The organism is Peribacillus kribbensis DSM 17871, from assembly GCF_000430765.1.
Lineage (GTDB): Bacteria > Bacillota > Bacilli > Bacillales > DSM-1321 > Paraperibacillus > Paraperibacillus kribbensis.
Window position 1 is genome coordinate 54,273 of sequence record NZ_AUMQ01000033.1, and the last position, 26,847, is coordinate 81,119.

Genomic DNA, 26,847 nt, shown 5'->3' on the forward strand with positions numbered 1-26,847 from the left:
TCCACGTCCTATTCTTGCCTTGCTATTTCGTCATTCGCTTCTTTTTCTGCATCCTTCATGGCTTTTTCTACAGATTTATCTCCATTGAACGCTGCAAGAAGCTGGTTATCAAAGGCCTGGGAAATGGTCGGCAGGTTGACGCCGGATGACCATACCGTTCCATATGCAGCACCATTCGCATGCGCGCTTAACACTGGATCCTGGTCAATTTTCATTTCCTTCGTTACAGATTGGCGGGTAGGAAGTGTTCCGGACATTTCGCTCCATTGCTTCTGCCCTTTGCCTGTCATATAGTTGACAAAATCCACTGCGCCTTTCTTGTTGTCCGTATCCTTTGCCACTGCATAGCCTACGTTAAAGGTCATCGTCTCTTTTTTTCCATTCACTGTCGGAGCAGGAAGCACATCATATTTCACATCCGGATATTCCTGCTTAAGTGCGCTCAGCACCCAGTTTCCTTCAATCATCATGACTGCCTTGTTTGTTCCAAAAGCAGCTCCGGCAGAATCAATTCCCATATCAATTTTCGGGTTTTTCAGATATCCTGCCTTCTGGCCGTCAACAAGGGATTTCATATAGTCGATTGCTTTCTGATTGGAAGTAAAGTCTGCTTTTCCTTTGTCTGTTACCGGGTTCAATCCGCTTGCAATCAGGGAGCTCAGATTCCGTGCCAGCGTGTTGTCAAAGATCATTGCCGCCTGGTCTTTGGAAAGCTTAGTTTGGAGCTCCTTCGAGAATTTCACAAGACCTTCCCAATCCGCAGGAATGTCTTCCACTTTATAGCCGGCTTTTTCAAGCAAGCCCTTATTCACATATAGGGCAAGCGTAGAATAATCCTTAGGCGCTGCATATAATTTGCCGCCTTTATCCTTGAAGGAATCCAGAAGCGGCTGATAAAAATCGTCTTGATTCTTGATGTCTTTGGATAGATCCGCTAAAACGCCGCTCTTGATGAACTTAGGCGCAGCATATGATTCCAGATAGAACACATCCGGAGCATTCTTCGCTGCAAATCTGGATGTTAATGCATCCTGGAAGTTGTCCTGGATCACTTCGATTTTCACATCTTTGCCTGATTCTTTTTCATAGCTGGCAACCGTCGCTTCAAGCGCTTTTGATTCAGATGGTGAAGATCCCCATACAGCCAGTGTGATTGGATCCTTATTGGATGAGGACTTTCCAGCCTTTTCACTATTACTGCATGCTGTGGCTCCTACTAGAATTGAGGCTGCCGCCAGAATAGCTGCGAATTTTTTCATGAATATTTCCTCCTAAAAATTAATTTTAAAATGATGGATTACTGAATAATCAATTCATAGCCTGTCGTATTTTCAAGCACCTTCACATCAAAGCTGTCATGGGTACGGGTTACGGAAAGAGATAGCTTGCCCTCGCCAGCCTGTATGTTCTTGACAGTCAAAACGTTCATTTGATCCAGCAGCTTTGGCGCCAGCAGAATCTTCTTGCCAAAGCTGTCCGGGAATAATCCCAGCATTGACTGGATGAACACAAGCGGTGTGCCTGCAGCCCATGCCTGCGGCGAGCATGCGACCGGATATTTTACTGCTTTTCCGATTGTTTGATCGTATCCGCAGAATAATTCCGGCAGACGGTCGTATTCAAAGAATGAACCTGCGCGGATCAGTCCTTCAATCACGGTGTTGGCTGATTGCTGGCGGCCCAGCTTGCTCATCCCAAGCAGGGTCATGCTGTTGTCATGCGGCCAGATGCTTCCATCATGATAGCTCATCGGATTATAGCCTGCTTCTCCTTCACCCATCGTGCGGATGCCGTAGCCGGAAAACATTTTTGGCGACAGCAGCGTATCAATCACAGCCCCCGCTCTGTCTTCATTCAGCATTCCAGTCATAAGAAGATGACCCGGATTGGATGTGATCGTCCCGACCTGGGCTTTGTTCTCGTCCAGGGCAATCGCATAAAAATTCACATCGTCCATCCAAAATTCTTCTTCGAAACGAGCCTTTAATGCCTGAGCCTGCTGACGGAGTCCGGCTGCCTGCTCTTCCTTCCCGAGATGTTCAAAGACAGAGGCGATGCCCATCTTCGCCTGGTAGACATACCCTTGCACTTCAGACAGCGCAATCGGCGTTTTGGCATAATCCCCATTTCGGTGGACCACGGAATCACCGGAATCCTTCCAGCCCTGGTTGGCAATTCCCTTGCTGGACTCCTGATGATATTCAATAAAAAGGTCGCCATCCCGATCGCCATACTGATCAATCCATGTCAGTGCTGCATCGATATTGCTCTCAAGCTGCTGGGCCAGGTTTAAATCGCCGGTCCATTTTATATACTCCGTGAGCAGCATCAGAAACAGCGGAGTCGCATCGATGGTTCCATAATACGGTGTAAACGGAATCTGATTGGTTGCCGCAAGCTCTCCGTAACGGATCTCATGCATGATTTTTCCGGGCTGCTCATCGCGCCAGGGATCCACATTCTGCCCCTGATTATTTGCCATCGTCAGCAATGTTCCTTTTGCAACTTCAGGACTGAAAGCAAGCATTTGAAGTGCGGCAATCAAGCTGTCCCGGCCAAACGGAACACCGAACCATGGGAGCCCCGCTACCGGGAATTTCCCGTAGCCAACATCTGTCAGCAGGACCCGCAGATCCCCGATTCCGCGGTCCACGAGCCTCTGTAAAGGCTCATAATCGGTCTCTACTTTTGAAATTTTCTGCTCCCAGTCCTTATAAGAAGCCTTCAATTTTTCCATGGCTTCATCTCTTGGAGCAGGCGTTCCCCATTCTGCCTCGCCGATGCGGGGAGCGATCATCAAGGTAACTTCCTGCTCCTCCCCATGCTTCAGGTCAAATTCAAAGGCAATATCTCCATTTTCTGAAACACTTTTAGCTTCTGTATCCCATGACACAAGAGTGGCTCTCTCTGTGCTGTCGCTGCCCTTATAATGGTAGGTCAGGGAATTTCCTTCGATGTTCTGCCCGGTGCGTGTTCCCACATCGCCACTTTGAAAACCGCGGACGATGAACATGTCGGTAAAATCCACATCCGTATGTACACTCAGTTCAAACTGAACTCTCTTTGGAAAATAATTTTTCGCTTTAATCGTCTCATACAGAACATCATCGTAAATAAAACGCTTACGTTCAACCTCGACAGATTCCCGCCATAAAATCAGCTCTCCGTCTTTTTCCTGATGAGGGTTCGTCAGCAAAATCCTTGCCATATAATTGTCTGCAGCATCTGATGATAAAAGAATCAATTCCTCTCCATTGATCCGGACATCCAGCTTGCTCAAAAAACGTGTATCCTTGGTATACAACCCTAGCCCATAAGGATGGTTTTCGGGAATATTCCCCTTCTCATCCGTCAGTAAAAATAAATCGTTCTCTTTAATCACTCGATAATCCATGGTCTTCCTCCTAGTCATAACACGATGCTTTTTCCCGAAACGTTTCGGATTTAGGGGATAAACCGTCCTCTTTTGAGAGCTCACGGTTTATATCCGTCATCCCATTCTTACTTTTTTCCTGTTGTTTCCCGGATGGCGATTTCTGTATCCAGAATACAAGCACGGGATTGTGTTTTTTCCTCCAGCATATCAATCAAAAGATTGGCAGATTGATAGCCAAGCTGGTAAATGTTTTGGGCGACTGTGGTTAAAGCCGGATGCGTGTAGGACGCCAATAAAATATCATCATATCCCATCACTGAAAGCTCTGTCGGAATGTCAATGTCCAATTCCTTAGCTGCCTTCATGACTCCCAGCGCCATTAAGTCGCTCGCGCAGAAGATTGCTGAAATGTCAGGATGCTGAGTCAATAATTTGACCGCCTCTTCCTGTGCCTTTTCTTCAGAAAATCCTCCATCCACAATCCAATCCTTCTTCAATGGCAGTCCGGCTTCTGATAGTGCCTCCGCATACCCTTCTAGTCTCTTGATGCTGACATAGGCCCTGTCATGTCCATTCATCATGGCAATATTGGTATGTCCCTGATCGATTAAAAACTGGACGGCTTTTTTGGCTCCAAGGGCATTATCGGTTGAAACATAGCCGACGGTTTCCGTTTCTATCGGAATATCGATGAGCACACAGGGAATATCACTGTCGATGACTTCCTTTAAATAAGGATCGTCCATCTTAATTCCATGAAGAATCGCACCGTCCACACGGCGTTCCCTGCACAGCTGGGAATATGTCTTTTCACGCTGCTTGGTTGTGGTTGTACTGAATAAAACAAGATCATAATCACGTTCGGATATGACGTCATTCACTCCAGAGAGAACTTCCAGGGTGAAATTGTCCTTTCTGCTGGCTTCCGTCAATCCCGACACAATGATGCCAATCGACTTAGACCTCTTCATAACGAGTCCCCTGGCAAGCGTATTGGGGCTGTAATTCAGCTCCCTGGCAATATCCGAAATTTTCTTCCGCGTTTTTTCATTCACATCGGAATATCCATTCAACGCCCTGGAAACCGTTGTTACCGATACTCCGGCAGCCTTTGCAATATCCTTGATGGTGACCACAGGCATTTCCTCCGAAACGTTTTGGATAACTTAATAAATTCATAATAAAACAGAATGGAAACGATTGCAAATAAAATATTAACTCAATATTGTACTCCATCTGAATTAATGCTTCACATAAATAAGACTTAATCCCTCACTACTCTTTCAGCTTTCATCCACTTTTCCAAATGTAGTGCCATCGGTGTCCATAATGACGATGTTTTTCTGCACCCTTTTTAAGCCTATTATGATCACTGGATTTCTTTCTTCAGATTTGTTATAGAAGGTTTTGATCAACATCTTTGTTGTATCCCCTTCTTCTTTAACTCTTAATATTTCGATGTTATCCCCTGCCATCTTCCCTCCTAAGGATACTACTACTCCTGGGCGGCCCTCTGACATGGTAAATACTTTATATCCTTTGATAGAGGGATCATCTTGCAAGTGCTGAATATAGGAATCTACATCATGATCTTCATTAGTCTTTTCACCAACCATATAATCTACCTCATTGTACTTCTCATAGGCAGCCACACTAAGAACAAGTAATAGAATACCCGTAAACACGACTTTTTTCCACAAGGTGCTTTTCCCGAAGAATGCTAACAAAAGGGCAGTGGTCATCGCCCCCGCACCCACTACTCCAAAGGGCATTCCCTCAAATCCACCAATGACCGTGATACTCCAAATAATCATCAGGATGCTGATCAAAAAAACAGCTAACACCCTTTTAAAATTACTTGTCGATTTTGTAAAAAAATACGTTAATGCGTAAACGAGAAACCCTATAACCAAACCGATTAGATACATAGTGACAAACAAGATTTGAACCTCCTTGACCATCTTATTCACAAAGCGAATTATACCACTTATACCTATAAATGTAATATTATTACTTTATTTGGCAGTGATCGCAAACTTTAACAAGAATAATTCCCTTGATTTTTGTGCACAAAAAAAGGGGGTGTTTCAAAAGACTGCGCTTTTGAAACACCCTCATCTTATAAACTTCTTCTTGTTTTAACTTGCATTGTGCATCAGAGACTTCTGGATATCTCCCATTTTCGTATACTTATGGATAAGTACTTCTGGATCCAGCAGCGTGATTAAACCCGTTTCTGTCGAAGCGAAACCTTGTATGAAACGGGCCAGCAGGCTGATCATTCCAGAAGCTTTTTTGATTGCCTGCTGCTGAATGTCCAGTATTTCCGTAACTTCCTCTATCAGCAGTCCAATTACCTGATTGCGATAAGTGGTTATGATGAGTCTGCGGCTTTCTGTTCTTCTATTAAATCTATTATTGTATAGCAGGTTAGGGTTTCTTCTTTGTCAGCTGAAGCTGTTACAGGCTGATCTAGTCCATAGAGTGGATCTAATGTATAGGCTGCTTCGGCCTAGGTATTTCTCTTGGTTTCCCACATAGTTTGCTGCTACTGTATTGGCCTGTGTCCCGATGGCTACCGCATTCCAAGTGACCATGGAGCCATCCGGATAAGGATTGGCGGAAAGCTTTTTATTGATTTCCATTTCACCGCCGTACTGGCCGTTCCAGGCAGAAGGGATGGCAATCACATCTGCACGCTTCACAGCCAAAACTCCGGCTGATTCTGGATAAGCAGCAGCTTCTCCTATTAAAATACCAACTGTACCAAGTGAATCTGTCTTAAAAACTGGCAGTGAAGATCCTTCAGAAGCCCATGTCTTATCACTCTTGTTCAGGTGGGTCTTTTGATAGGTTCCAGCAATTTTTCCGTCTTCAGAAATCAATAGGGCTGTATTAAACAACAACAATCTTTATTCCCCTACTCCTTTACAAGTGAGGGTTCTTTGTTCACAAAAAAAGAAATGCAGACTCCATATAAGAGCCCGCCTTCCCTGTTTTGTAAAATTAAGCAGCTTTACGTACGGTTTGAAGCTTGAGGTCCACGCTTCTCCATTGCCTGCCCTACTACTTCCATATCATTTTCTAAGCTAAGCAAAATCCAATCGCTCCTAACAGCATTTACTGGTCCTCAACAATAACAATTTCCAATCATTTACATAGCTCCTTTTAGGGTAGTGCTATTAAAGGCCACCCTCCACTTAACATAGGTTTTATTAAGGGGAGACCGAATAGTGATGTTATAGTTCAGGTTTTGCCTGTACAGAGGCACGTTTTTTTGTTAAATGTTTAATCTCTTTAAAGCTGACAAAGTTTTTGTGCTGCTCGTCCCATAGGCGGAAACGGATTGACTTTAAGCTTGTTGCAAGAGTGATGGTAGGTACGTTTTTTAATGGCTCGGTTTTTTCATGCGCCTCTTCCAGTTTATAGTTAGGCACCCTTGGACTTAGATGGTGAACATGGTGGAAGCCAATATTCCCCGTAAGAAATTGCAGAACTTTTGGCAGCTTGTAAAATGAACTTCCTTCTACTGCTGCCTTTACATATTCCCATTTTTTATCTTCTTCAAAATAAGAATCCTCAAAGGTATGCTGTACATAAAATAGCCAGATGCCTGCTGCACCGGATATCCAGAATATCGAACCCTGTACTAGAAGGAACTCCTGCCATCCAACGACCCAGCTAATCAATCCTGCTAATAGAAGGATTAGAACATTCGTCAAGTATGTGTTCATGCGTTCTTTTTTTCTGGCTCCTTTTCGGTTAAATCTATTTTTAATAAGGATAACCCATATAGGACCTAATCCAAGCATAACTACTGGATTGCGATAAATATGATAAGCTATACGAAGCTTAAGCGGTGCTGCCAAGTACTCCTCTACCGTCAGCGTCCAGATATCGCCTGTACCCCTTTTATCCAGATTGCCGCTTGTAGCGTGATGAACGGAATGTTCATGCCCCCATTGATCAAACGGGAACAAAGTTAAAACACCCATAGCAGTACCAACCACTCTGTTGGCTTTACGATATTTAAAGAAAGAATGATGTGTACAGTCATGAAAAATAATAAAAACTCGTGTCAAAAATCCTGCTGCGATCACTGCGGGAACTAATGATAACCAAAAGGAAACGGACAGGCTTATATAAGCAAGGTACCATAAGATAATAAATGGCCCGATCGTATTAATAATCTGCCAGACACTTTCCTTCGTAGTTGATTTTTCAAAAGGAGCAACTTGTTTTTTTAATATTTTCGTATTTTCTGTAGTCACTAGTGAAATTCACTTCCTTGTGTGTTGATATACCGAGTATAGAGGAATAAAAATCATCGTGTAAGTTCTGTCATGGGCAGGGTTGACAATGTCAAATACAGCTTGTTTTCACACCCTTTTTTAAAATTTCTAAATGATTCCTGCTCTCTTATGACCTGATTATATATATGAATTACCCACTTTTTTTTAGTGCGATACCAGCTAATTTAATTTTTTTATATTTATTAAATTAAGAGTCGATTTATCTAGCATATCAAGTATAATCAAGCCTATTCAGATTATGGATATGATATTTCCAATAGAGAGTCCTATATATAAATCGGATAATACTAAAAAACGAGATCTAGTACATGAGTGAAAAAAGTCACTCTTTAGACTAAACCAATTGGTTCAAAATTCTCATCAGAAAATTTACTCTGCTAGGGTAAATTGATTACACTTTCAGGATTGGAGGCAAATAAAAGGGGATATAAGAAGAAGGAGGAAGAATTAGATTAACCAAGAAAAAGGGTGTAAGAACATGCCATTATATCACCTGTAGTATTAGCAGAAATTGAAACATTTCAGGCAAGGCCAAGATTTGACGGTATTAAAGGTTATTAATACATTCGAATGGGATATTTTGTTGAAAGGGAGTCTTATCATGCGAGTAAAAAAGACAAGTAAAAAGGATGGAAAATCAAAACACCTCTCATTTGAAATGGCAGTTAGGGAGCTTTATAATACTGGTACATGGGAAGGCGACCTTGATAAAATAGCAGAATTGCTTAATGAGCAAGGAAGGCTCATGACTCCATATGCAACCTTTGAAATAGAGGGAAGATATTCGCCAGAGGACTTCACACATTGAAGTCCTTTAATTTTTATCAACGATATTCTTCACATGCTGAAAGATATAAAGGCTTGGATAGCAATGAAATTCCAACGTCGTATTAAAGTTGCGAGCTATTTAACGCTATGTTACAACTAAGGTACCCCTTCAGAATAATACTTTTTAAGGAGTGTTTATAAAGTGAATAAAACAGAATTCGTTAATAAAGTAGCCAAAACTGCAGAACTCTCGCAGAAAGACGCATCCAAAGCAGTAGATGCCATTTTTGATAACATTTCAGAAGCTTTAAAAAATGGTGATAAAGTTCAATTGATCGGATTTGGTAATTTTGAGGTCCGTGAACGTGCAGCTCGTACGGGTAGAAATCCACAAACTGGAGAAGAAATTCAGATAGCAGCTGGAAAAGTTCCCGCTTTTAAGGCTGGTAAAGCACTTAAAGATGCAGTAGCTGGAAAGTAACTTTTACAAGTTGAGAACAAAATATCGATACTAAATAAGGGATTGGCATTTTGTTCTTTCTTGTAAAGCTATCGCACCGTTAGTTAGACTACAGTTATAAGAACTTAACTAATTTTTTTTACACATCAATACTTCGCTTTTCAGTTTTTTCTCTCCCCAACAACAATACATCTACCAAGTACTAGATTTTCCTTTGTAATTCTAATCCTGAAATTCCTGTAATAAGTTTTATTTAGCTTATACAATTGTAAATACGTGGAAATAGTGATAATCTTAATATACATATATTTTTATCCTATTTAAGGGAGATTCCACCTATGGTAAGTGAATTTGAACGCTTACTATTTATTAAGGAAATTGAACGCTTAGTAATGGAACATAATAACTGTAGCGTTAACCAAGTTTGGAATAACATCCGCAAAAATATTCTTTTACTTCGCAAAGCGTTAGTCAGTATGCCTGATTAATGCTTTTTACCCTACTATAACGTTCGAAGGAGGAATAATTTATGCTGAAAGTGTTAAATAAGGTTGGATTATTGAGAAACCTACACAATGCGAGTCGAGGTAATTTGTTTTCATTAGAGATTCCTAAGGCTACAAAAGATGATGGAAATAAGATTGAAGAATGGATTGGAGAATTACAAGTAGACGGAAAAATCAAATTAAGAGAATGCATTCAACGAGAATACTCCGTTTATTTAAATGGAATATTGAAGTATGCCTCCGAATAATGGGGTGCTTTTTCCATTTTGGTGGACCACTCAATGAGACTTGTGTAAGTTGGATTAAATGGAAACTTGAACACATGAATAAGGTATGTTTTCTTGGAAAAAAGCACTCCTGTTTAATCACATTTAAAGCCTCTTTCACTGGAAAATGGCTCTTTAATTCCTTTCTAACGATTGCAATTTCTTGAGTTTCCTGTTATGCTTAGAAAGAATTATTTTTGTTCGGTGTATACGAGTATCGACTTTTCATCTTGAGAGTCACTTTGGGCAGGGATAGTAACACATTGTGTGGGAACACACTAGGAGGCAACAAAAATGGAACAAGGTACAGTTAAATGGTTTAATGCAGAAAAAGGTTTCGGATTCATCGAGCGTGAAGCTGGAGAAGACGTATTCGTGCATTTCTCAGCGATCCAATCTGAAGGTTTCAAATCTTTAGACGAAGGTCAAAAAGTTACTTTTGACGTTGAGCAAGGTCAACGTGGACTACAAGCTTCTAACGTTCAAAAAACAGCTTAATTTCAGATGACTTATACAAACAGGTTCTTTCATTAGAGCCTGTTTTTTTATGTGTATCTGCTTAATAAAAAACCCTACTCAACGTTCGAATAGGGATGGAACAGGTAATATAAAAGGTTTAAGCTTAAAGGTTTGTTTAAAGTATAACATACTTATTACTTATATCCGGTTTGTTCACGGTTATTTATTTGCTCATTGGATCGAGGCAATTTTATTAATTGAAATGTTCTGGCTCAAAATTCTTTTTTTGTAATTTTGTTTCTCGCCTAGCTTTAAGATCTCATACGTATCTCCAACAGAGTTAACTATAACGCTGCTATTTATATCTTCTGTGTTGTGTTTATTGATGGAATAGAATAATTTTTCAATGTACTCTCCTTTTACGCTCTTATATTATATAAGTTTACCCCTTAATTATAAAAAAGAGCCCTTCTCACATAATAGGTCAAATACGACATAGAAGAACAACCTGCTGCTGAAAACTGTTTTTTAGATGGCTTTAAGTAAAGCATCTTTATTGTTTGACAACAGCTAAATCTGCCATTATCATCAACTCGAACTTATTTGTGGAGGAGATAAAGATGAAAATTTATGTTGATGCAGATGCTTGTCCGGTAAAAGATATTATTTCCTCTGAAGGCACGGATGCTAAAATTCCTGTTATCCTTGTTACTAGCTTTTCTCATTTTTCAAATGCGGAACAACCACCAGGAGTGGAAACCATTTACGTTGATTCTGGAGCAGATGCTGCGGATTATCGGATTATAAAGTTAGCAAAAAAGGGTGATATAATCGTTACTCAAGATTATGGTCTTGCTTCGCTAGGTTTAGCAAAAGAGTGTACGGTTCTTCACCATAATGGTTTTAGCTATACAAATGAAAACATTGACCAATTATTACAAACACGCTATTTGAGTGCAATGGCTCGAAAAAGCGGAAAGCGTACAAAGGGGCCAAAACCATTTACATTAGAAGATCAGGAGAAATTCAGGGAGCTTTTTAAAAGAGTGATTTTACGTTAAAAAGGAACGGTTCATTTTTAATAAGAACCTTTATCCATCTGTCAATTAAACTACCTCGTTATGAATCGCACAGATCAGCGATTCACCACAGAGAACGAAAATAGGCTGTGCAGACTATACTGTTTAATGCTGGAGAAGAAGGTCTTTGAACTGAACTATGGTGCCTAGAGCCCAGCCGTTAGTCTGACTCCAACGACCACGGAGTACCACCGACTGTCGCACCCTTCATGGGTAGCACTCATGGGAGATTAATCCTAATTCTGGTTGTTGCTCCAGCTGCACTTATTTTACTCCAACTAGAAAGGCCTGAATCCAAGCCATGTACCACCAATTTTATATCTTTTATAAGGCCCAGCCTCTTTTTAAACACTGGTTTTCTGGGTCTATTTTGTATGCCTTTTTTTAGTTTTTTATTTTCATGGGAGTTGAACAAGATTCTTAATTATTCAACTGGCACCCATATCTCCATTTCATATTCATCTGTTTCTTCTTTCCCAAACATATCAAATTCTACTATTTCGATTTCGTATTATTAGTTATTGCAGATGGTGATGGTGTAGTGGAATTTTTCGCTATTGGTTGTAAAGGTATCCAAAGAAAGTAGATTTCTTTACTTGAGCCGTATGTTGATAACACCAAAAAAGGGAACCCTATTGGTCCCCATATAATCATAATCCCTTCTCCTTAAACAATTAAATATATTTTAGTGCTTCATCATCCGCAATTAGTGTGATTATGATGTTTTTTAGTATAGACGCAGGGAAACTTTCGCTTATATCGGGTAATGATTATTTCAAGTATTCATAACTTGATAGGTTGTATTATTCGAATACAGAACCCATATTTTCTAACACTTGTTTTCTTTTTATAGAAAGGAATATTGTATAAATAATCCCCAGTAAGAACCAACCAACAATGACATAAGGAATATATGTCATCGGTGCCTTCCCACCACCTGCAGGGAGAGTGGACATAATGACACCTTTCATCGGCATATATAACAAGATAGTTGCAACAAGTGGCATGACTCCATGTTTAAACCAATGAAACTCACCAATTTTCCGATAGAAGGCAAAAAGACTTACATTGATGATGACATAGATGATGATCAAGACAAGGCCAAGAATTGTACCTGTCCAACCATATACTGTCATTGGATCCCATGTGTAGCCTAAAACAAGGGTCAAAATGATAGAGACAGCCATATACAAAATGGATGCGTTTACCGGGACCTGATGACTTTTGGAAACTTGTCCAAGAGCTTTTGGGAATACATTTTCTCTTCCCATGGCATATAAAATACGCGTCACTGCATTAAACCCGGATAACAAATTAACAAAAATCGAATTCAAAATTACCAGCATGACAATCACGGAAGCGCCTTTCCCCCAAAATGTTGTGAACAGAGGATCCCATGGATTGGTACCTTTTGCAATAGAAGCAACGACTTCACTTACATGGCTAGGGCCATACCCCACTACCGCCGAAAATGCACCAAGAAGGAAGAATAACCCGATACCAATCACGGAGTAAAATAGTGCTTTCGGAATATTCTTTGTAGCATCTTTCGTTTCTTCCCCTAAAGTGGCTGCGCTCTCAAAACCAACAAACATTAGGATTGACCATAAAACAGCGCTTCCAATTCCGTTCCAATCACCTGGTTTGAGCGTGTTACTTGGATTAAAGGCTGCAAATGTGATGCCCTCTGCTCCACCGTGCATTAAAATGGTCGCGAAAAAAATGACCATGACGACTACTTCAATGATTAACATGACGAGCGCAACGCGAATCGATTCGGATACTCCCGAACAGCTTAGGTACAAAATGGTTGCAGCAATAATAATTGCAAAAATCCCCCATGAAATATTCACATGAAAATACACTTTAAAGAATAGACTCAAAAAATAACTAATTGCCGACAAAAGCATAGGGGAAAGCATGGCATATCCCCCTACCAAAAGCCAGCCGGTTAAGAACCCAGCTTTAGAACCCAGGCCATTGACTGAAAACGTATAGGCGAATCCTGAACTGGGTAGTTTTTTTGCAAACTGCGCAATTACATATGCTACAAAAAGCATAGCAATCATAGCGACTAGGAAGGCAAAACCAAAAGCATTCCCTGCACTTTGAACTCCCATTCCAGTATTAAAATAGATCGAAGTAGCAGGCCCCATGAAGGCGCATGTTGCAGCAACAGCGCCTGTCAAGGTAATGGCCCCCTTTTTTAATCCACTCATTTCCCATCACCCCTTTGTATTGGAAGGCCATTCGCATCATAATATCCAAGTAGCTTTGGATTGTTGCTGTGAATTCCTTCCACGATTGCCACTTGTCCACGTGTGACGAAAATTTGTGGGCGGAAACCGAAGATAACAGGTTCTCCTTCTTTCACACCGCCATCAACATAACCATAGTAATCAATTCCGTCATCAGGGATTAATTCAACCTCTTTTTCTTCCAATTTTTTTCCTACCCGTGCCTTCAAACTATAACGTCCACGAACGCGGTCTACATACAAACCGCCTCCAAATACATGGCCTCTGCCGTTATAAAGGTGTGAGATTTCAGACAGGTATAGTACGGCAGGTATTTCTTGTGTATCTTGTACAGTTGCGAGTGGTGTTGTACCAGTAAAACCATTACCTGGTTCTACATGTGTTGCACCGTAACTAGCCATAATTTCAAATACGTCTGAGGAGGTAGTTCCCGGTGTATTTACTTGTTTCACATCAACGGCCAGTTCTTTCAATTTTTTTACTGCTCTTTGAATGGCCTGGAAATTCTTTGTAGGGCGAACGCTTTTTGCTTCTTCACTAAATAGCATCGCAGGAAAGCTCGTCACACCTATAATCTCAACATTGTTTAGCTTACGAATTTCTGCAACGACTGATTCCAATGAATCTACATGGAATCCGCCTTCATGACCTGGATAAAACGTACAATCCTCATCATATACTCGTAACAGAATTGGTTGGATACGGTTTAATTTTTTCGCAGATTCGTTGACTTGCTGTGCTTTAAATATCGAAAAAACCGTTACCACTTCAGGATTCATTGCCATGATTTGGTCTGTTGTGCCCTTTGGAAGTTGTACCAAATGACCAACATGGCCAATTTTATAGCCTTGATTATGCATCAGCCTAGCACCCATCCAGTCCACTGCAACAAACGACTCAATTCCTGCGTCCACTATTGCCTGATGTAAATGAGGGTTGTACCCAATCTGTTTGGTCATCCCATACACGTTAAGATTGTGTTTATCTGCATTTTTCTTAATAATCTGTGCATTTTCCCTAAATGTGTCCAAGTCAAATACAAACGTATTCGCTTCCAATATCCCCTGTTCGTGTAAAGAAAGTACAGATTCAATAAATCTTGGGTTTCGTTTTACTAAAGGTTTTAAAAACATGTCAAATCTCTCCTTAGTTTGCAGTTCTGTTTTCCTGTTCCATTGCTAGTTCAATTGCCCCATACAGCCCGGCGTCCCGATTAAAGTGTGCAATGGCAAGCTGAGGCGGAAACGGTACAAATTGCTTCGCGTATTTCTCGATAAAAGGCAAAATAACATCACTTGCGCCGATCAGACCACCGCCGAAAACAACTATTTCGGGATCCCAACTTATCATTAGATTGGTAATATGAAATGCGATTTCCTGTAAGATCTCCTCTAGAAATTTTCGGGCCGGCTCTTCTTTACGAGCACGAACAAACAAATCTTTTGCCGTCATTTCTGTTCCGAAATATGCACTAGACCGCTCCCCAATGGCTTTTCCGCCGGCAAACTCTTCGAAAGGTGCTACGTCTTCTTTAAAGCCCTGCTGCTCATCTTTTTTCCGCAGAAGGTATGCTATTTCACCAGCAGCCCCATTATGCCCTTGTAATACTCGGTTATCCATTGTAAACGCAGCAGATATACCTGTTCCGAAATTGACGAAAAGCCCGACCCTTTTTTCTTTCAATGCACCTCTGCGTAACTCGGCTAAAGCAGCTGCTTTTACATCATTGTCAATATGAATAGGAGTACCTGGAAATGCCTCTTTCATCTTCTGTTCGATTTTCAGATTTTCCCATCCAGAAATATTAGGTGCCATTGCAACCCTGTCCGTGAAGGTTACCCCTAGAGAAGCAATTCCGATCCTTTCCAGCATGCCGCCAAAACTTACTTTGGTTTTTTGAACAAGTTCCGCCCCTGCCTGAATTGCCCGGTTCAGTGCTGTTTCTCCGTCTCCACACTCAACTGTGCTCACTTCTATTCGCTCTATTATTTCACGAGAATAAGTAGCTGTTGCGATGGCCATTTTTGTGCCACCGAAGTCAAAGGCAAGAACAAATCCTTCCTGTTGATCATTTGAATAATTGTTATTTGACATTGTTTTATCCTTTCAAGCAAATTTACTAGCTAATTCCAAAAGTTCTTCAGATACTCGACTGAGTGCTATTTTTGTAGCACCATTCAACTGGATATCATCACCGAACTTTGAAATTTCAATAGTAGGTGGATCAATAAGCTGAGATATATGGCTTTTTAGGACTGGCATTAAAAATGATAAATTGCTGCCAATTCCTCCTCCAAGAATGATAGCTTCAGGATTTATGACACAATTAAATATTTCAATTAGATATAAAACTCGCTTTAACAACCAATTGATAAATAACCTATTTTCATTTATGTTTTCGGATACCACTTCAAAGACTGATTTCACATCGTGAAACAAATTTTCTCCATACGGAATAAACCGTTTAGCCGCTTGAACAATTCCATCACTGGATAATTCATATTCGATCGGAACATCATCTGTAAATCCGGGTCTAAGAAAACCAATTTCACCAGCTGAACCCGTGACACCTCTAAACAACTGTCCGTTTATTATAAAACCGCAGCCTAAACCTGAACCGATCCCAAGAAAAACAAAAGTTTTATATTTTGAACCAATTCCCTTCCAGTTTTCCGCTACCGCCGCAACATTGATATCATTTTCAATCCTTATCGACGTTTCGGGAAACAATTTATCTAAGTGATCTCTAAAATGAATACCTTCAAGCTGCGGAAGCGCCAATGTCCTTTTCAGAATACCTTGTTGATCAATAATCCCAGGGGCACTTACACAAACGGACAAGATTTGTTTTTGCTGAATATTTAATTTAGCCATGAGTTCAGTGGTACCAGATAAGATATGACCCATTAAATTTTCTAAGGTTTTAGATGTTGATATATTTCTAGATAGCTTGTTAAGTATTTCCCCATTTAGGTTGGATATAGAAAACCTCACCCAATAACGTCCGATGTCGATTGCAAGAACATAACCAAAAAATGCATTAAACGTAATTTCAACTGCGTTCCTCCCTGCTCCCGAAGAAGAGATAGATCCAGTTTCAAGCACAAGTTTTTCTTTCAAGAGTTCACTCACAAGGGTGGAAACTGTTGTTTTTGATAAATTGAGTTGTGATGCCAGCTTAGTCCGTGATAACGGTCCATTTAGGCTTAATGTTTTCAATATTGTTTTTTTATTAGTGATTTTCATGTCCTGAGCACTGACTGCTTCAGTTGATTTATTTTGAGATAAGGTCATCGCCGACCTCCCATACAATTAATTTATCCATTGGACAAATTAATTATAAGACAGCTTTTTAATGATGTAAACCTTTTCAAAGTACTCATAATCATTTTATTTTTAATCCACAAAGTTTTGATTGTACATATTGTATCTCCGATCAAAATCGGTTCTGCTCTGACACGTACACATAAAGAAAAAAACACCAGATTGATCCTAACAGACAACCTGATGTGTATAAACCTATAAAATATCTATACTTGGGTAAGCATTATTTGGAATATTGTACTTTAATGATTGAAACAGATGCTGCACCTACGACCAATAAAGTACCCGAAACCAAGATCATGGCAGGTATGGATGAACCAAGCACCGGGAACGAGGCGAAACTCAGGCAGGAAGCGATGATCTGCGGCAAGCAAATGCTGCTGTTAAACAGCCCAAGATATGTACCCATATTCTCACCTGACAGCGCATTGGTCAGCATGGTGAACGGGAGGTCATCATCGCTGCCCAGGCAATGCCAATTAATACAAAGGAAATCAGCAGTGCGCCCTGGCTGTGAATGAAGAATATCAATCCAAAGCCGATTCCGCCAAGTAATAAGCTAACTGCATAGCCAAGCTTGTGTCTGCCATTTGGTATGCGCGCGAGCCCTAGTGACCACAGTACAGCTGCGATGGATTGCACAGCGGATAGAATCCCAAACCAGTTGCCTGCTGCTTGATAGGCTGAACTGGATGGTTCAATCGTGTTCCAAACATTTTGAGCTACAGCGCCCGTTCCATACGTCCATAAATATTGAAAGCCCATCCAGCAGAATAATTGAACCAATGAAACGGTCCAGAATACCTTTGGCACTTTTCGGAGCAGTTCCATTTAAGCCAGCTCTTATTATAGCCAGCCACACTTTGGCTGCGAAAACTAAAAAAGTGATAAGCCCAAAACATAGGCTCATCACTTTTTAAAACCTTAATTCCCAGCCAGCGACCTGATCTTCCTCAAGGAAGGGAACAAATACATCCAAAGTCCGGCCACAATGATCGTACCCACTCCCCCAATGAGTGCGGCAGGAACGGCTCCTGTAAACCCGGCGACTGTACCGCTCTCAAATTCGCCCAGCTGATTGGATGTGCCGATAAACAGGGAGTTAACCGCATTGACCCGGCCGCGCATTTCATCTGGCGTTTGCAACTGAACGAGGGAGGAACGAATGACCACACTGATAACATCGGAGCCCCCGATGAGCAGCAAGGCAATGACTGAAACCACGAGATTCGTGGAAACCGCAAATAGCATGGTGGCTAATCCAAATACGGCAAGAGCAGCAAACAGCTTCATGCCAATTGCTTTTTTCAGCGGATAATAAGCTAAAATCAAGGAAACGATCAAGGCCCCGATGGCCGGTGCTGTCCGCAATAATCCTAAGCCCAACGGACCGGCATGCAAGATATCCTTTGCAAAAATCGGCAGCAGGGCCGTAGCTCCGCCCAGCAGCACCGCAAATAAATCAAGCGAAATCGTGCCCAATATGAGCGGATGCCGAATGACAAATTCCAGGCCCAGAAATACGGAACGCAGTGTAACGGGCTCTTTGCTCCGAACAGGCTGCTCCTTCAAGCGGATTAAATACGTCATCACTGCACCGATCAGCAATGCGGCGGATGCTGTTCCATAGACATACCCAGCACCGACGCCATACAATAAGCCCCCAACCATCGGCCCGAGGATTTGGGAGGTCTGGCCTGCGGTTGTACTGATGGAAATCGCCTGCTGCAATAGTTTCTTCTCGATCAGCTGAGGCAATAAGGAGGATGCGGATGTTCCTTCAAAGGAACGGGTCACGCCGAGAATGGCCGCCGCAGCCAGGATTTGTTCACGGCCAATCCATCCTTCTATACTCCCCCAAAGAAGCAGGCCCGCAACAAGGCTGTCAATAATTTGACAGATGTAGACAATCCTGCGCCGTTCGTAACGGTCCGCCACATGTCCTACCACAAAGGTTAGAAGTACCATGGGCAAAAACTGGGCCAGCCCCACCATTCCAAGACTGAACGCGTCCTTCGTCACCTCATACATCTGCCAGCCGATCGCCACCGATAGCATTTGGGAAGATGTAGAAGATAGAATTCGGGATGTCCAAAATTTCGTAAAAGATGACTGTTTAAATAGTGAATCTCCTGATTGACGCACGATGCAGCTCACTTTCCTTCTTAATAGATTACTAATTATTCGAAAGGCGAAGTAGTATTTTTTTTATTATACTATGTAACTGGGATTTGAGAATAGTTTGGGAAGGGATTTTAACAATTGTGTCAGACTAATAGTTAAAAGGAGAATCCATATGTTAGATAGCTTTGGAGTACCCGGGAGTATTATTACTGTCTCTTCTTGTTCAGAAAAATGTTTAATAAAATTAATCAACATTAAAAGAATCATCAACTTAATGTTGATGATTCTTTCGTTTTATTAAATCATTATGAAAGTTCTGCGTTGATTGGCAGTGGTGCATGTGGTGCTATCAGTTTTTGTTCACGCATTTCTTCCCAGAATGCTCTTGGAATAGACGTGTTCAATGCAGCTTTATCTTCAACAACACGCTCAGGACGGCTGGCTCCGGGAATGACGGCAGCCACTGCCGGATTAGCCAATGAAAATTGTAAAGCAGCAGCCTTAATGCTGATTTGGTGACGATCTGCAATGTTTTTGATTTTCTCTACTTTTGCCATGATTTCTGGTGATGCTTTTTGATATTCGAAGTGAGTACCTCCAGCAAGAACACCTGAACTGTAAGGACCACCGACAACAACGTCCATATTATGTTTTACTGCGGCAGGCATTACTCTTTGTAACGCACGCTCATGGTCTAATAGTGTATAACGTCCAGCCAGCAAGGATACATCTGGCTTTGCTTCTTCCAATTCCAGCATGAGTTCAATCGCTTCTACTCGGTTTACTCCGAGTCCCCAACCCTTAATGACTCCTTCTTCACGTAAACGTGTGAGCGCACGGAATGCCCCTGTTCGGGCAGATTCAAATTGCGATATCCACTCATCGCCATAAAAGTCTTGCGCTACGTCGTGAATATAAACAAAGTCTAGATAATCTGTTTTTAAACGTTTCAAGCTATCCTCTATAGAGCGAAGGGTTGCATCCGCGCTATAGTCATTGATGATTTTATTCTTTCGGCCGAATTCAAAGAGTCCCCCCTTTTCTCCCAAATCACGTACAGATGGTTCCTCCAATTCATCCGAAATAATCCGGCCTACTTTAGTACTTAAAATGTAATCTTCACGATTTCTTTTCGACAGTGCATCACCAAGACGAATCTCTGCTAAGCCGGAACCATAAAGCGGGGCAGTGTCAAAGTAACGAATGCCACTCTCCCAAGCTGCGTCCACTGTTGCGATTGCTTCTTCTTCTGGAATATTACGGTACATATTACCTAGTGGGGCCGTACCAAAACCAAGTTTACCCTTCAAAATGTTTCTCATTTGCATATTAATAACTCCTTTTTTAAAAACGATTGATAGTGTGCCTTAGGTGCTATTACTATTCTGATAATCAAGGTCAATACCTTAATACATTTTAACAATTTAATTGTTATTTAAACCATCAAACTGCCTCCCATGGTTTGGATAACCAAAAACCCTCAACATCGTTACAATTTCTATTTAGTCATTACGTGAAATGACGATATGATATTTAAGATAGTTTTACTGTTATGAGAGAATAAAAAACCTTGAAAGGCATACATAGCCAATCAAGGTCAAAGTTTAATGCATGCAGCTTACTGACGCACTTAAAACATTCGGGTTTTTCTCCAATTCTTTGATTTCAAAATCATGATAGATCTTCCTATTCATATAAATCCTCCGCCCACATGTATTACATCTATTGAAACACAAAGAACCCCGGATAGGGGCACTTTTTTATCAGTGTCCGCTATCCGGGGTATCAACAGACGAAGCCTCTTATATTTAGATGGGAAAGCTTGTTATATTTCTCCTATGGCCAGTTATTTCACCGCTTGAATTCCTCTATTTTGTTTAGCCATCCTGATTCGATACCGCTTGGACAGGAAGTATGAGGCAACAACAAATGCAGCAATCAACATTGTTAAATAAAACTGGGAACGCATGGAGTCAATAAATGCCATAGAAACAAGAATCCCAGCCATAGCAAGGATGGTGATGTAGGTTAAATAGGGGAAGAACCACATTTTCATTTTCAGGATTCCAGGGTTCTCTTTTTCAAATTTTCTTCTCAATCGCATATGGGAAACGGCTATAACGATATATACAAGCAGAGCAATCGCACCTGATGCATTCACAAGGAATAGGAATAGTTTGTCTGGTGACACAAAATGAAAGATAGCACAAACATAAGCAGCGATCGTGCTGAGCAATACAGCAGGTAAAGGCACTCCTCTTCTGCTCACCCGTAAAAGGATACCTGGTGCGTCGCCCCTTTTAGCAAGAGAGTGGAGCATTCGGGAGTTTGTATATAAGGCAGAATTCAAGCAGGATAGAACCGAGATGAGAACCACTACATTCATTATTTCTGCCGCACCCGGAATGCCGACCATTTCAAGCATGGACACGTAAGGACTTTTTAGCATATCTGCCTTATTCCACGGAAGGAGCAGTACAAGTATGGAAACAGATCCGATATAGAAGAGCAGGATCCGAATGACCACACTGTTTATAGCTTTTACGACGGATTTTTCTGGAGTGGATGACTCCCCTGCAGCAATAGCGGCGATTTCGGTACCAAAGAAAGAAAAGATGACGGTAATGATCCCAATCAAAATTGTACCGCCCCCTTTTGGCAGGAATCCTCCATATTGGGTAAGGTTGGAAATGCCTGGTGATGCATGTCCTGGGAAGAATCCCAGCAGGATCGCTGCGCCGATACACATGAACACCGAAATGGCGGCCACTTTTATCATGGAAAACCAATACTCAAATTCCCCGAATGACTTCACAGAATAAATGTTTGTTAAGGTCAGCAGACCCGTTAATATCAAACTGATAACCCATATCGGCAAAGATGGTACCCAGCCATGGACGATGGCAGCCCCAGCCGTGGCCTCGATAGCGATTACGATCACCCAAAAAAACCAGTAAAGCCATCCGATGGTATAACCCGCCCAAGGTCCAATAGCTTCTCTTGCATATGTTGAAAAAGAACCGCTGTCAGGGTTGACTATCGCCATTTCACCGAGCATCCGCATTAGCATGATCACAAGGAGGCCTGCAATTGCATACGAGAGGACAGCACCAGGACCTGTCGCATTAATCACCGATCCGCTTCCTACGAATAAACCTGCCCCTATAATCCCGCCGATTGAAATCATGGTGATATGTCTAGTTTTCAGTGTCTTCTGCAGCTCATTCTGCCTTTGATCCATAAACATTCCTCCTGATAATTATTAATGATTCAGTTGTCATTCCTAAACCAGAAGCATCATTCCCTAAGAAGGAGGTCTACCTAAAACAAGAGAGTTTCAATGGTTGTTAAACCTGGCCGATCGAAAGATATTTTGTCTCAAGATATGGTTCAATTCCCTCGGCCCCGCCTTCACGTCCAAGTCCGCTTTCTTTCATGCCGCCAAACGGGACATGGGCTCCGCTGGGGGCACCATCATTCCAGCCGTTAATGCCGAAGTCCAAGTGATCATGGAGGAAGGTACCCGTTCTGTAATCATTCGTGAAGAAATAGGCGGAGAGACTCCGATAGCGGTTTCCCGTTTTCAAGCGTCATCACTTTTGCTAATTCTTCCTATTGTTCCTTGATGAGATCCGACCATTGCTGCAATAATCTCGATCTTTCATGCGCATGGACCTTTCTCCACTTTTTAAAGCCCTCATGGCCATTTCTTAAAGCCTGTCTGATGTCTTCTTCTGTATGAAGCCGGACCCCTTGGATCAGGGTCCCTGTTGCCGGATTTTTAACCTGAAGTACATTCGCCATTCAAGATTCCCCTTTTTTACGAAAACGCCTTATCTAAAATAGACAGCCCTTTTTCCAATTCTTCGTCTGTGATCACTAATGGGGCTAAAAAGCGGACAACATTGCTCTTAATGCCGGCAGACAAGAGAAGGAGCCCGTTTTCATTCGCATATTTGAGAATTTCCGCTGTCTTGGCCTTATCTGGCTTTCTGGAAGCACGGTCTTCGACGATTTCACAGGCAACCATAGCTCCCAAGCGCCGGATATCCCCTACAAACTTGTGCCGCTCTGCGAATTTACGCAGCTCGGTCTCCATTCTGCTGCCCAATGTTTCAGCCTTTTCCAATAAGTCTTCCTCTTGAATGATGTCTATAACAGCTAATGCGGCAGCACAGGCAACTGGGTTTCCGGCATAGGTGCCTCCTAATTCCCCTGGTTCAGCGATATTCAGGATTTCCGTCCTTCCTACCACACCACTAAGCGGCAGCCCTGCGGCAAGGGACTTTGACACCGTCATTAGATCCGGCACCACATCAAAATGTTCAATGGCAAAGAATTTTCCCGTTCTTCCGAATCCTGTTTGAATTTCATCTGCCACAAAAACGATGCCGTGCTCCAGGCAGAAATCCCTGACCGCCTGTACGAATTTTTTGGGCGGGATGATAAACCCGCCTTCCCCCTGCACTGGTTCCATCACAACACAAGCAACCATTTCAGGGGCCACCGTTGTAAGAAAGAAGTCCTTGAAATCCTGGATAACCTGGTCGATATAAACTTCCTCTGTCATCCCGGCCGGTCTTTGGTAGAGATAAGGAAACGGCGCCTGGTAGATTTCCGGCGAAAAAGGACCGAATCCAAATTTATATGGTTTAACCTTGCTCGTCATTCCCATGGTCAAATTCGTTCTGCCATGATAGCCGCGGACAAAAGAAACCACGGCTGGCCTTCCCGTAAAACGGCGTGAGACTTTTATGGCATTTTCCACAGCTTCCGCACCGGAATTAAAAAAGATTGCTTGTTTATCAAAATCCCCCGGGATGAGGGCGCATAACCTTTCAGCAAGGGTGATGTACCCCTCATACATCATGACATTAAAGCCTGGATGCAGGAATTTATCGACTTGATTCTTAACGGCCTCGGTTACCTTGGGATGTGAATGCCCGACATTCAACGTGCCGATTGCCCCGGCAAAATCAATCCATGTATTGTTATCCGCGTCGACGATTGTTGCGCCTTTTGCATATTGGACGATGTTTAGATTGCCATTGCTTACCCCTTTAGGGACATACTTTTTTCTTTTGTCTTGAAGCTCAGATGTATGCGTTTTAAAGGCTGTATTCAATTTAGCCACCCTTTCTGAATTGGTATTTGATTAAATTATGCCAATATTCTGATACAATAAAAAGTACCAAAGGAGAAAAATAAAAGGTACCAGATTTGGGGGTAGATACTATGCTTTTGGCCATTGATAAAAAAAGAGACAACAATTTTCTTTATCAGCAGATCTACGAGGGTATCAAAAATAAGATTTTAGAGGGCAGGCTAAAAGCCGGGGAAAAGCTGCCTTCAAAGAGAACGCTGGCGGAACAATTGGATTTGAGCGTTAATTCTGTTTCCTATGCCTACGGCCAGCTGCTTGCCGAGGGGTATATCTATTCAAAGGAAAGAAAAGGGTATTTCGTGGAGAACATCACCAAATTCAATTCCCGGGGTTCAAACGAGAACAAATTTCCGGCGGAACTGAAAGAGGAACTCCTTAATAAAAGCGGCTGGCTCTCTCTCTCACACATGACTGCGGATATATCGAACTTTCCGTTCAAGGAATGGATGAAGTGTCAGCAAAAAGTAGTCCAAAACCATAAAGCGGAGCTAGCCGACATTGAACATCCACAAGGTCCATATATTTTAAGAGAAACCATTTGCCGGATGATATCCTTATCCAGAGGGGCAGTCTGCGAACCCGAACAGATCGTAATCAGTTCGGGAACCCAGCTATTGATTCAGCAGCTGATGGCCTTGCAGAACAAGGGTGCGGTTTTTGCGATGGAGAACCCGGGATATGCAAGAATCCGTAACTTAGTAAGCAGTATGCAATTTGAAGTGCGCCCGGTTTCCCTGGATCAGCACGGTATCGATATGAAAGAAATACACTCATCAAAGGCTGATATTGTGTATGTGACACCCTCCCACCAGTTCCCTACCGGAAAGATCATGCCTATCTCCAGACGAATCGATCTTTTGAATTGGGCGTCTCAATCACAAAACAGATACATCATTGAAGATGATTACGACAGCGAATTCAAATATGAAACAGATCATATCCCCTCCCTCCAAAGTCTAGACCGGAATCAACGGGTGATCTACATGGGGACTTTTTCAAAAACGATGCTTCCCGGATTAAGAATCAGCTATATGCTCCTGCCGCCAGCCTTGTTGAAAGAATATCGAAGGCGTTATTCCGATGCCATGCAAAATGGGAATTCCATCATGCTATTTGCCCTGCATTATTTTATAGAAAGCGGGGAATATGCGAGGCATGTAAAGAGGATGAATCACCGCTATGAAAGTAAAAGAAAACTCCTTATAAAGGAACTTCATAAGCGGATTAACGACAGGATCCATATAGAAAATGTACCTGCAGGCCTTCATTTTCTGGCTTCTGTAAAGACCAGCAAAAGCTATAACGAAATAGAAGAATCCTCTCTGCAAAACAAGCTTGAATTATATACTATGAGGCGATTTATGCTAAAACCGGACTGGAATAAACCTAAACAAATTGATTTGGTGATTGGATTTGCAAATATTATAGAAGAAAAAATACCTGAAGCGGCAGACCGATTTGCCAGAATATTCGTTTGACCGGCAAGAGTATACTGTTAGTTTTAAAAAAGCATCTAATTCATTGCCAAATCTCTTTTGAGTAATACAACGAGAATTTATTACAACTTGAAGAGTCAGTTCATCATTAAAGAGTAGGAAAAATGTAATAATGGACAAATGCCGAATAATAATATATAACCTACGATTATTATTTGGAGGCGGTATGTTTGTTTTATCATATAAAAGAACTGCAATACCATGCCAAACCAGAACGTCCAGACCCATTATTCGCCAGGTATTTACAAGAAAGAATAGGCGGTCAATTTGGAGAAATGTCCAATGCTATGCAATACCTTTTTCAAGGATTTAATGTTCGAGGCATTAAAGGGAAATATAAGGATTTATTAATGGACACTGGTACAGAGGAATTAGCCCATATTGAAATGTTAGCAACAATGATTGCCAGGTTATTGGATGGTGCCCCAGTGGGCGATTTGGAAACCGCTGCCAAAGATCCTGTTGTCGGAGCAATATTAGGCGGAATGAATCCTCAGCATGCAATCGTTTCAGGTCTTGGTGCTCTTCCAGCTGACAGCCAGGGCAGAAGGTGGAAAGCTGATTACATTATATCCAGTGGAAACCTGCTTGCTGATTTCCGGTCAAATCTACATTTAGAATCTCAAGGCAGGTTACAGGCTGTCCGTTTATTTGAAAGCTCTAATGACCAGGGTGTAAAGGATATGCTTTCCTTTTTAATCGCCCGGGATACCATGCACCAAAATCAATGGATAGCAGCCATTAAAGAATTGGAGGAAGAGGAAGGGGATATTGTTGTGCCTACAACGTTCCCTAAATCATTAGAAAAAAGGGAAGTATCCTATACTTTATTTAATTTTTCCGCTGGGAATAAAAGTGCCCAGGGACGCTGGGCGAATGGGCCAAGTATGGATGGGCAAGGTGTATTTCAATATGTCGAACATCCTGCCCCATTTGGCCCTAAACAAAAACTTCCTCCGGCTCCGCCATATATCCATGACACACCGCCAACGGTTGGGAAAGACGGAGGCGGTCACATCCCTCCTATATATTAAACTTTAAATTTAGCTTCTTTCTGTCTATTAGTAGTTACAATATTAATTAGTGTTCTTTCTTCAACAAAGTGGACATTGTGAAGAATTGTACTTATACAAACTGGTGCTGCTTTCCTTGAATACCTGGCTGCAGAAATGGCAGCCTTTTTCTTATAGGGCCCTTTTAAGCTTCAGATTAAGCTTTAATTCTATTAAACATGCAGGAGCATCAAAGGAGTAA

The 26,847-nt window shown here is 41.8% G+C and carries 25 protein-coding genes and 1 pseudogene; 7 read left to right on the forward strand and 19 right to left on the reverse strand.

Annotation, left to right across the window (positions count from 1 at the left end):
- Positions 1-8: 8 nt before the first annotated feature.
- The 7 genes from H539_RS0105795 to desA all read right to left on the reverse strand — a co-directional run bounded on the left by H539_RS0105795 (position 9) and on the right by desA (position 7,647).
- Positions 9-1,259, reverse strand: coding sequence for an extracellular solute-binding protein (locus H539_RS0105795; protein WP_026692752.1), 1,251 nt, complete (start codon positions 1,257-1,259; stop codon positions 9-11).
- A gap of 38 nt (positions 1,260-1,297) precedes the next feature.
- Complete coding sequence (locus H539_RS0105800) at positions 1,298-3,394, reverse strand: amylo-alpha-1,6-glucosidase (RefSeq protein ID WP_026692753.1); 2,097 nt, start codon at positions 3,392-3,394, stop codon at positions 1,298-1,300.
- A 107-nt stretch (positions 3,395-3,501) separates the two neighbouring features.
- Positions 3,502-4,512 carry a LacI family DNA-binding transcriptional regulator gene (locus tag H539_RS0105805; protein WP_026692754.1) on the reverse strand — a complete coding sequence of 337 codons (1,011 nt, stop codon included), beginning with the start codon at positions 4,510-4,512 and terminating at the stop codon, positions 3,502-3,504.
- 147 nt (positions 4,513-4,659) lie between these two features.
- On the reverse strand, positions 4,660-5,316 hold the full coding sequence (locus H539_RS0105810) for a YesK family protein (RefSeq protein WP_051348457.1): 657 nt from the start codon (positions 5,314-5,316) through the stop codon (positions 4,660-4,662).
- Between the two features lie 198 nt (positions 5,317-5,514).
- Positions 5,515-5,805: a chemotaxis protein CheW gene (locus H539_RS30620; RefSeq protein ID WP_081415795.1), complete on the reverse strand. Its 291-nt coding sequence runs from the start codon at positions 5,803-5,805 to the stop codon at positions 5,515-5,517.
- Positions 5,806-5,823: 18 nt separating this feature from the next.
- Positions 5,824-6,285 carry a carbon-nitrogen hydrolase family protein gene (locus H539_RS0105820; protein WP_026692756.1) on the reverse strand — a complete coding sequence of 154 codons (462 nt, stop codon included), beginning with the start codon at positions 6,283-6,285 and terminating at the stop codon, positions 5,824-5,826.
- A gap of 330 nt (positions 6,286-6,615) precedes the next feature.
- Complete coding sequence (gene desA, locus H539_RS0105825; protein WP_026692757.1) at positions 6,616-7,647, reverse strand: Delta(5) desaturase DesA; 1,032 nt, start codon at positions 7,645-7,647, stop codon at positions 6,616-6,618.
- Between the two features lie 643 nt (positions 7,648-8,290).
- On the opposite strand from desA, the gene H539_RS0105830 reads away from it, so the two are divergent.
- The 5 genes from H539_RS0105830 (at position 8,291) to H539_RS0105855 (ending at position 11,209) form a co-directional block, all read left to right on the forward strand.
- The gene (locus H539_RS0105830) at positions 8,291-8,497 is read left to right on the forward strand and encodes a hypothetical protein (RefSeq protein ID WP_026692758.1); all 207 of its coding nucleotides are present in this window, start codon (positions 8,291-8,293) and stop codon (positions 8,495-8,497) included.
- Positions 8,498-8,659: 162 nt separating this feature from the next.
- Positions 8,660-8,938 (forward strand): HU family DNA-binding protein, encoded by a 279-nt coding sequence (locus H539_RS0105835; protein WP_026692759.1) that lies wholly within the window; start codon positions 8,660-8,662, stop codon positions 8,936-8,938.
- 508 nt (positions 8,939-9,446) lie between these two features.
- Complete coding sequence (locus tag H539_RS0105845) at positions 9,447-9,671, forward strand: hypothetical protein (protein ID WP_026692760.1); 225 nt, start codon at positions 9,447-9,449, stop codon at positions 9,669-9,671.
- A gap of 312 nt (positions 9,672-9,983) precedes the next feature.
- The gene (locus H539_RS0105850) at positions 9,984-10,187 is read left to right on the forward strand and encodes a cold-shock protein (RefSeq protein WP_026692761.1); all 204 of its coding nucleotides are present in this window, start codon (positions 9,984-9,986) and stop codon (positions 10,185-10,187) included.
- 581 nt (positions 10,188-10,768) lie between these two features.
- Positions 10,769-11,209, forward strand: a complete 441-nt coding sequence (locus H539_RS0105855; RefSeq protein ID WP_026692762.1) for a YaiI/YqxD family protein — start codon at positions 10,769-10,771, stop codon at positions 11,207-11,209.
- Positions 11,210-12,030: 821 nt separating this feature from the next.
- Here H539_RS0105855 and H539_RS27850 read toward each other — a convergent pair.
- From H539_RS27850 to gabT, 12 genes and pseudogenes are all read right to left on the reverse strand, one after another.
- A complete protein-coding gene (locus H539_RS27850) occupies positions 12,031-13,446 on the reverse strand; it encodes an APC family permease (protein ID WP_051348458.1) in 1,416 nt (471 codons plus the stop codon).
- Entirely contained in the window at positions 13,443-14,618 is a 1,176-nt protein-coding gene (locus H539_RS0105865; protein WP_026692763.1) for an alanine racemase, read from the reverse strand. The genes H539_RS27850 and H539_RS0105865 overlap by 4 nt, the downstream gene beginning before the upstream one ends.
- A gap of 13 nt (positions 14,619-14,631) precedes the next feature.
- Positions 14,632-15,579: an ROK family protein gene (locus H539_RS0105870; protein WP_026692764.1), complete on the reverse strand. Its 948-nt coding sequence runs from the start codon at positions 15,577-15,579 to the stop codon at positions 14,632-14,634.
- A 12-nt stretch (positions 15,580-15,591) separates the two neighbouring features.
- Positions 15,592-16,779 carry an ROK family transcriptional regulator gene (locus H539_RS0105875; protein ID WP_026692765.1) on the reverse strand — a complete coding sequence of 396 codons (1,188 nt, stop codon included), beginning with the start codon at positions 16,777-16,779 and terminating at the stop codon, positions 15,592-15,594.
- A 253-nt stretch (positions 16,780-17,032) separates the two neighbouring features.
- Positions 17,033-17,218, reverse strand: coding sequence for a hypothetical protein (locus tag H539_RS32740; protein ID WP_245602134.1), 186 nt, complete (start codon positions 17,216-17,218; stop codon positions 17,033-17,035).
- Positions 17,219-17,241: 23 nt separating this feature from the next.
- Positions 17,242-17,640 (reverse strand): MFS transporter, encoded by a 399-nt coding sequence (locus tag H539_RS32745; protein ID WP_026692766.1) that lies wholly within the window; start codon positions 17,638-17,640, stop codon positions 17,242-17,244.
- A gap of 93 nt (positions 17,641-17,733) precedes the next feature.
- Entirely contained in the window at positions 17,734-18,954 is a 1,221-nt protein-coding gene (locus H539_RS0105885; protein WP_218970911.1) for an MFS transporter, read from the reverse strand.
- Between the two features lie 284 nt (positions 18,955-19,238).
- A complete protein-coding gene (locus H539_RS0105890; RefSeq protein WP_026692768.1) occupies positions 19,239-20,255 on the reverse strand; it encodes an aldo/keto reductase in 1,017 nt (338 codons plus the stop codon).
- A gap of 524 nt (positions 20,256-20,779) precedes the next feature.
- On the reverse strand, positions 20,780-22,174 hold the full coding sequence (locus H539_RS0105900) for an amino acid permease (protein WP_026692769.1): 1,395 nt from the start codon (positions 22,172-22,174) through the stop codon (positions 20,780-20,782).
- Positions 22,175-22,280: 106 nt separating this feature from the next.
- Positions 22,281-22,493 (reverse strand): annotated as a pseudogene (locus tag H539_RS0105905) (aldehyde dehydrogenase family protein); the annotation flags it as partial.
- Between the two features lie 52 nt (positions 22,494-22,545).
- Positions 22,546-22,737 carry an aldehyde dehydrogenase family protein gene (locus tag H539_RS0105910; protein ID WP_026692771.1) on the reverse strand — a complete coding sequence of 64 codons (192 nt, stop codon included), beginning with the start codon at positions 22,735-22,737 and terminating at the stop codon, positions 22,546-22,548.
- 16 nt (positions 22,738-22,753) lie between these two features.
- Positions 22,754-24,058: a 4-aminobutyrate--2-oxoglutarate transaminase gene (gene gabT, locus H539_RS0105915; protein ID WP_035321982.1), complete on the reverse strand. Its 1,305-nt coding sequence runs from the start codon at positions 24,056-24,058 to the stop codon at positions 22,754-22,756.
- Between the two features lie 110 nt (positions 24,059-24,168).
- Here gabT and gabR point away from each other — a divergent pair, with 110 nt between their 5' ends.
- Entirely contained in the window at positions 24,169-25,575 is a 1,407-nt protein-coding gene (gabR, locus tag H539_RS0105920; RefSeq protein WP_026692773.1) for a MocR-like transcriptional regulator GabR, read from the forward strand.
- A gap of 188 nt (positions 25,576-25,763) precedes the next feature.
- Positions 25,764-26,627 (forward strand): manganese catalase, encoded by an 864-nt coding sequence (locus H539_RS0105925; RefSeq protein ID WP_026692774.1) that lies wholly within the window; start codon positions 25,764-25,766, stop codon positions 26,625-26,627.
- The last annotated feature ends 220 nt before the right edge of the window (positions 26,628-26,847 follow it).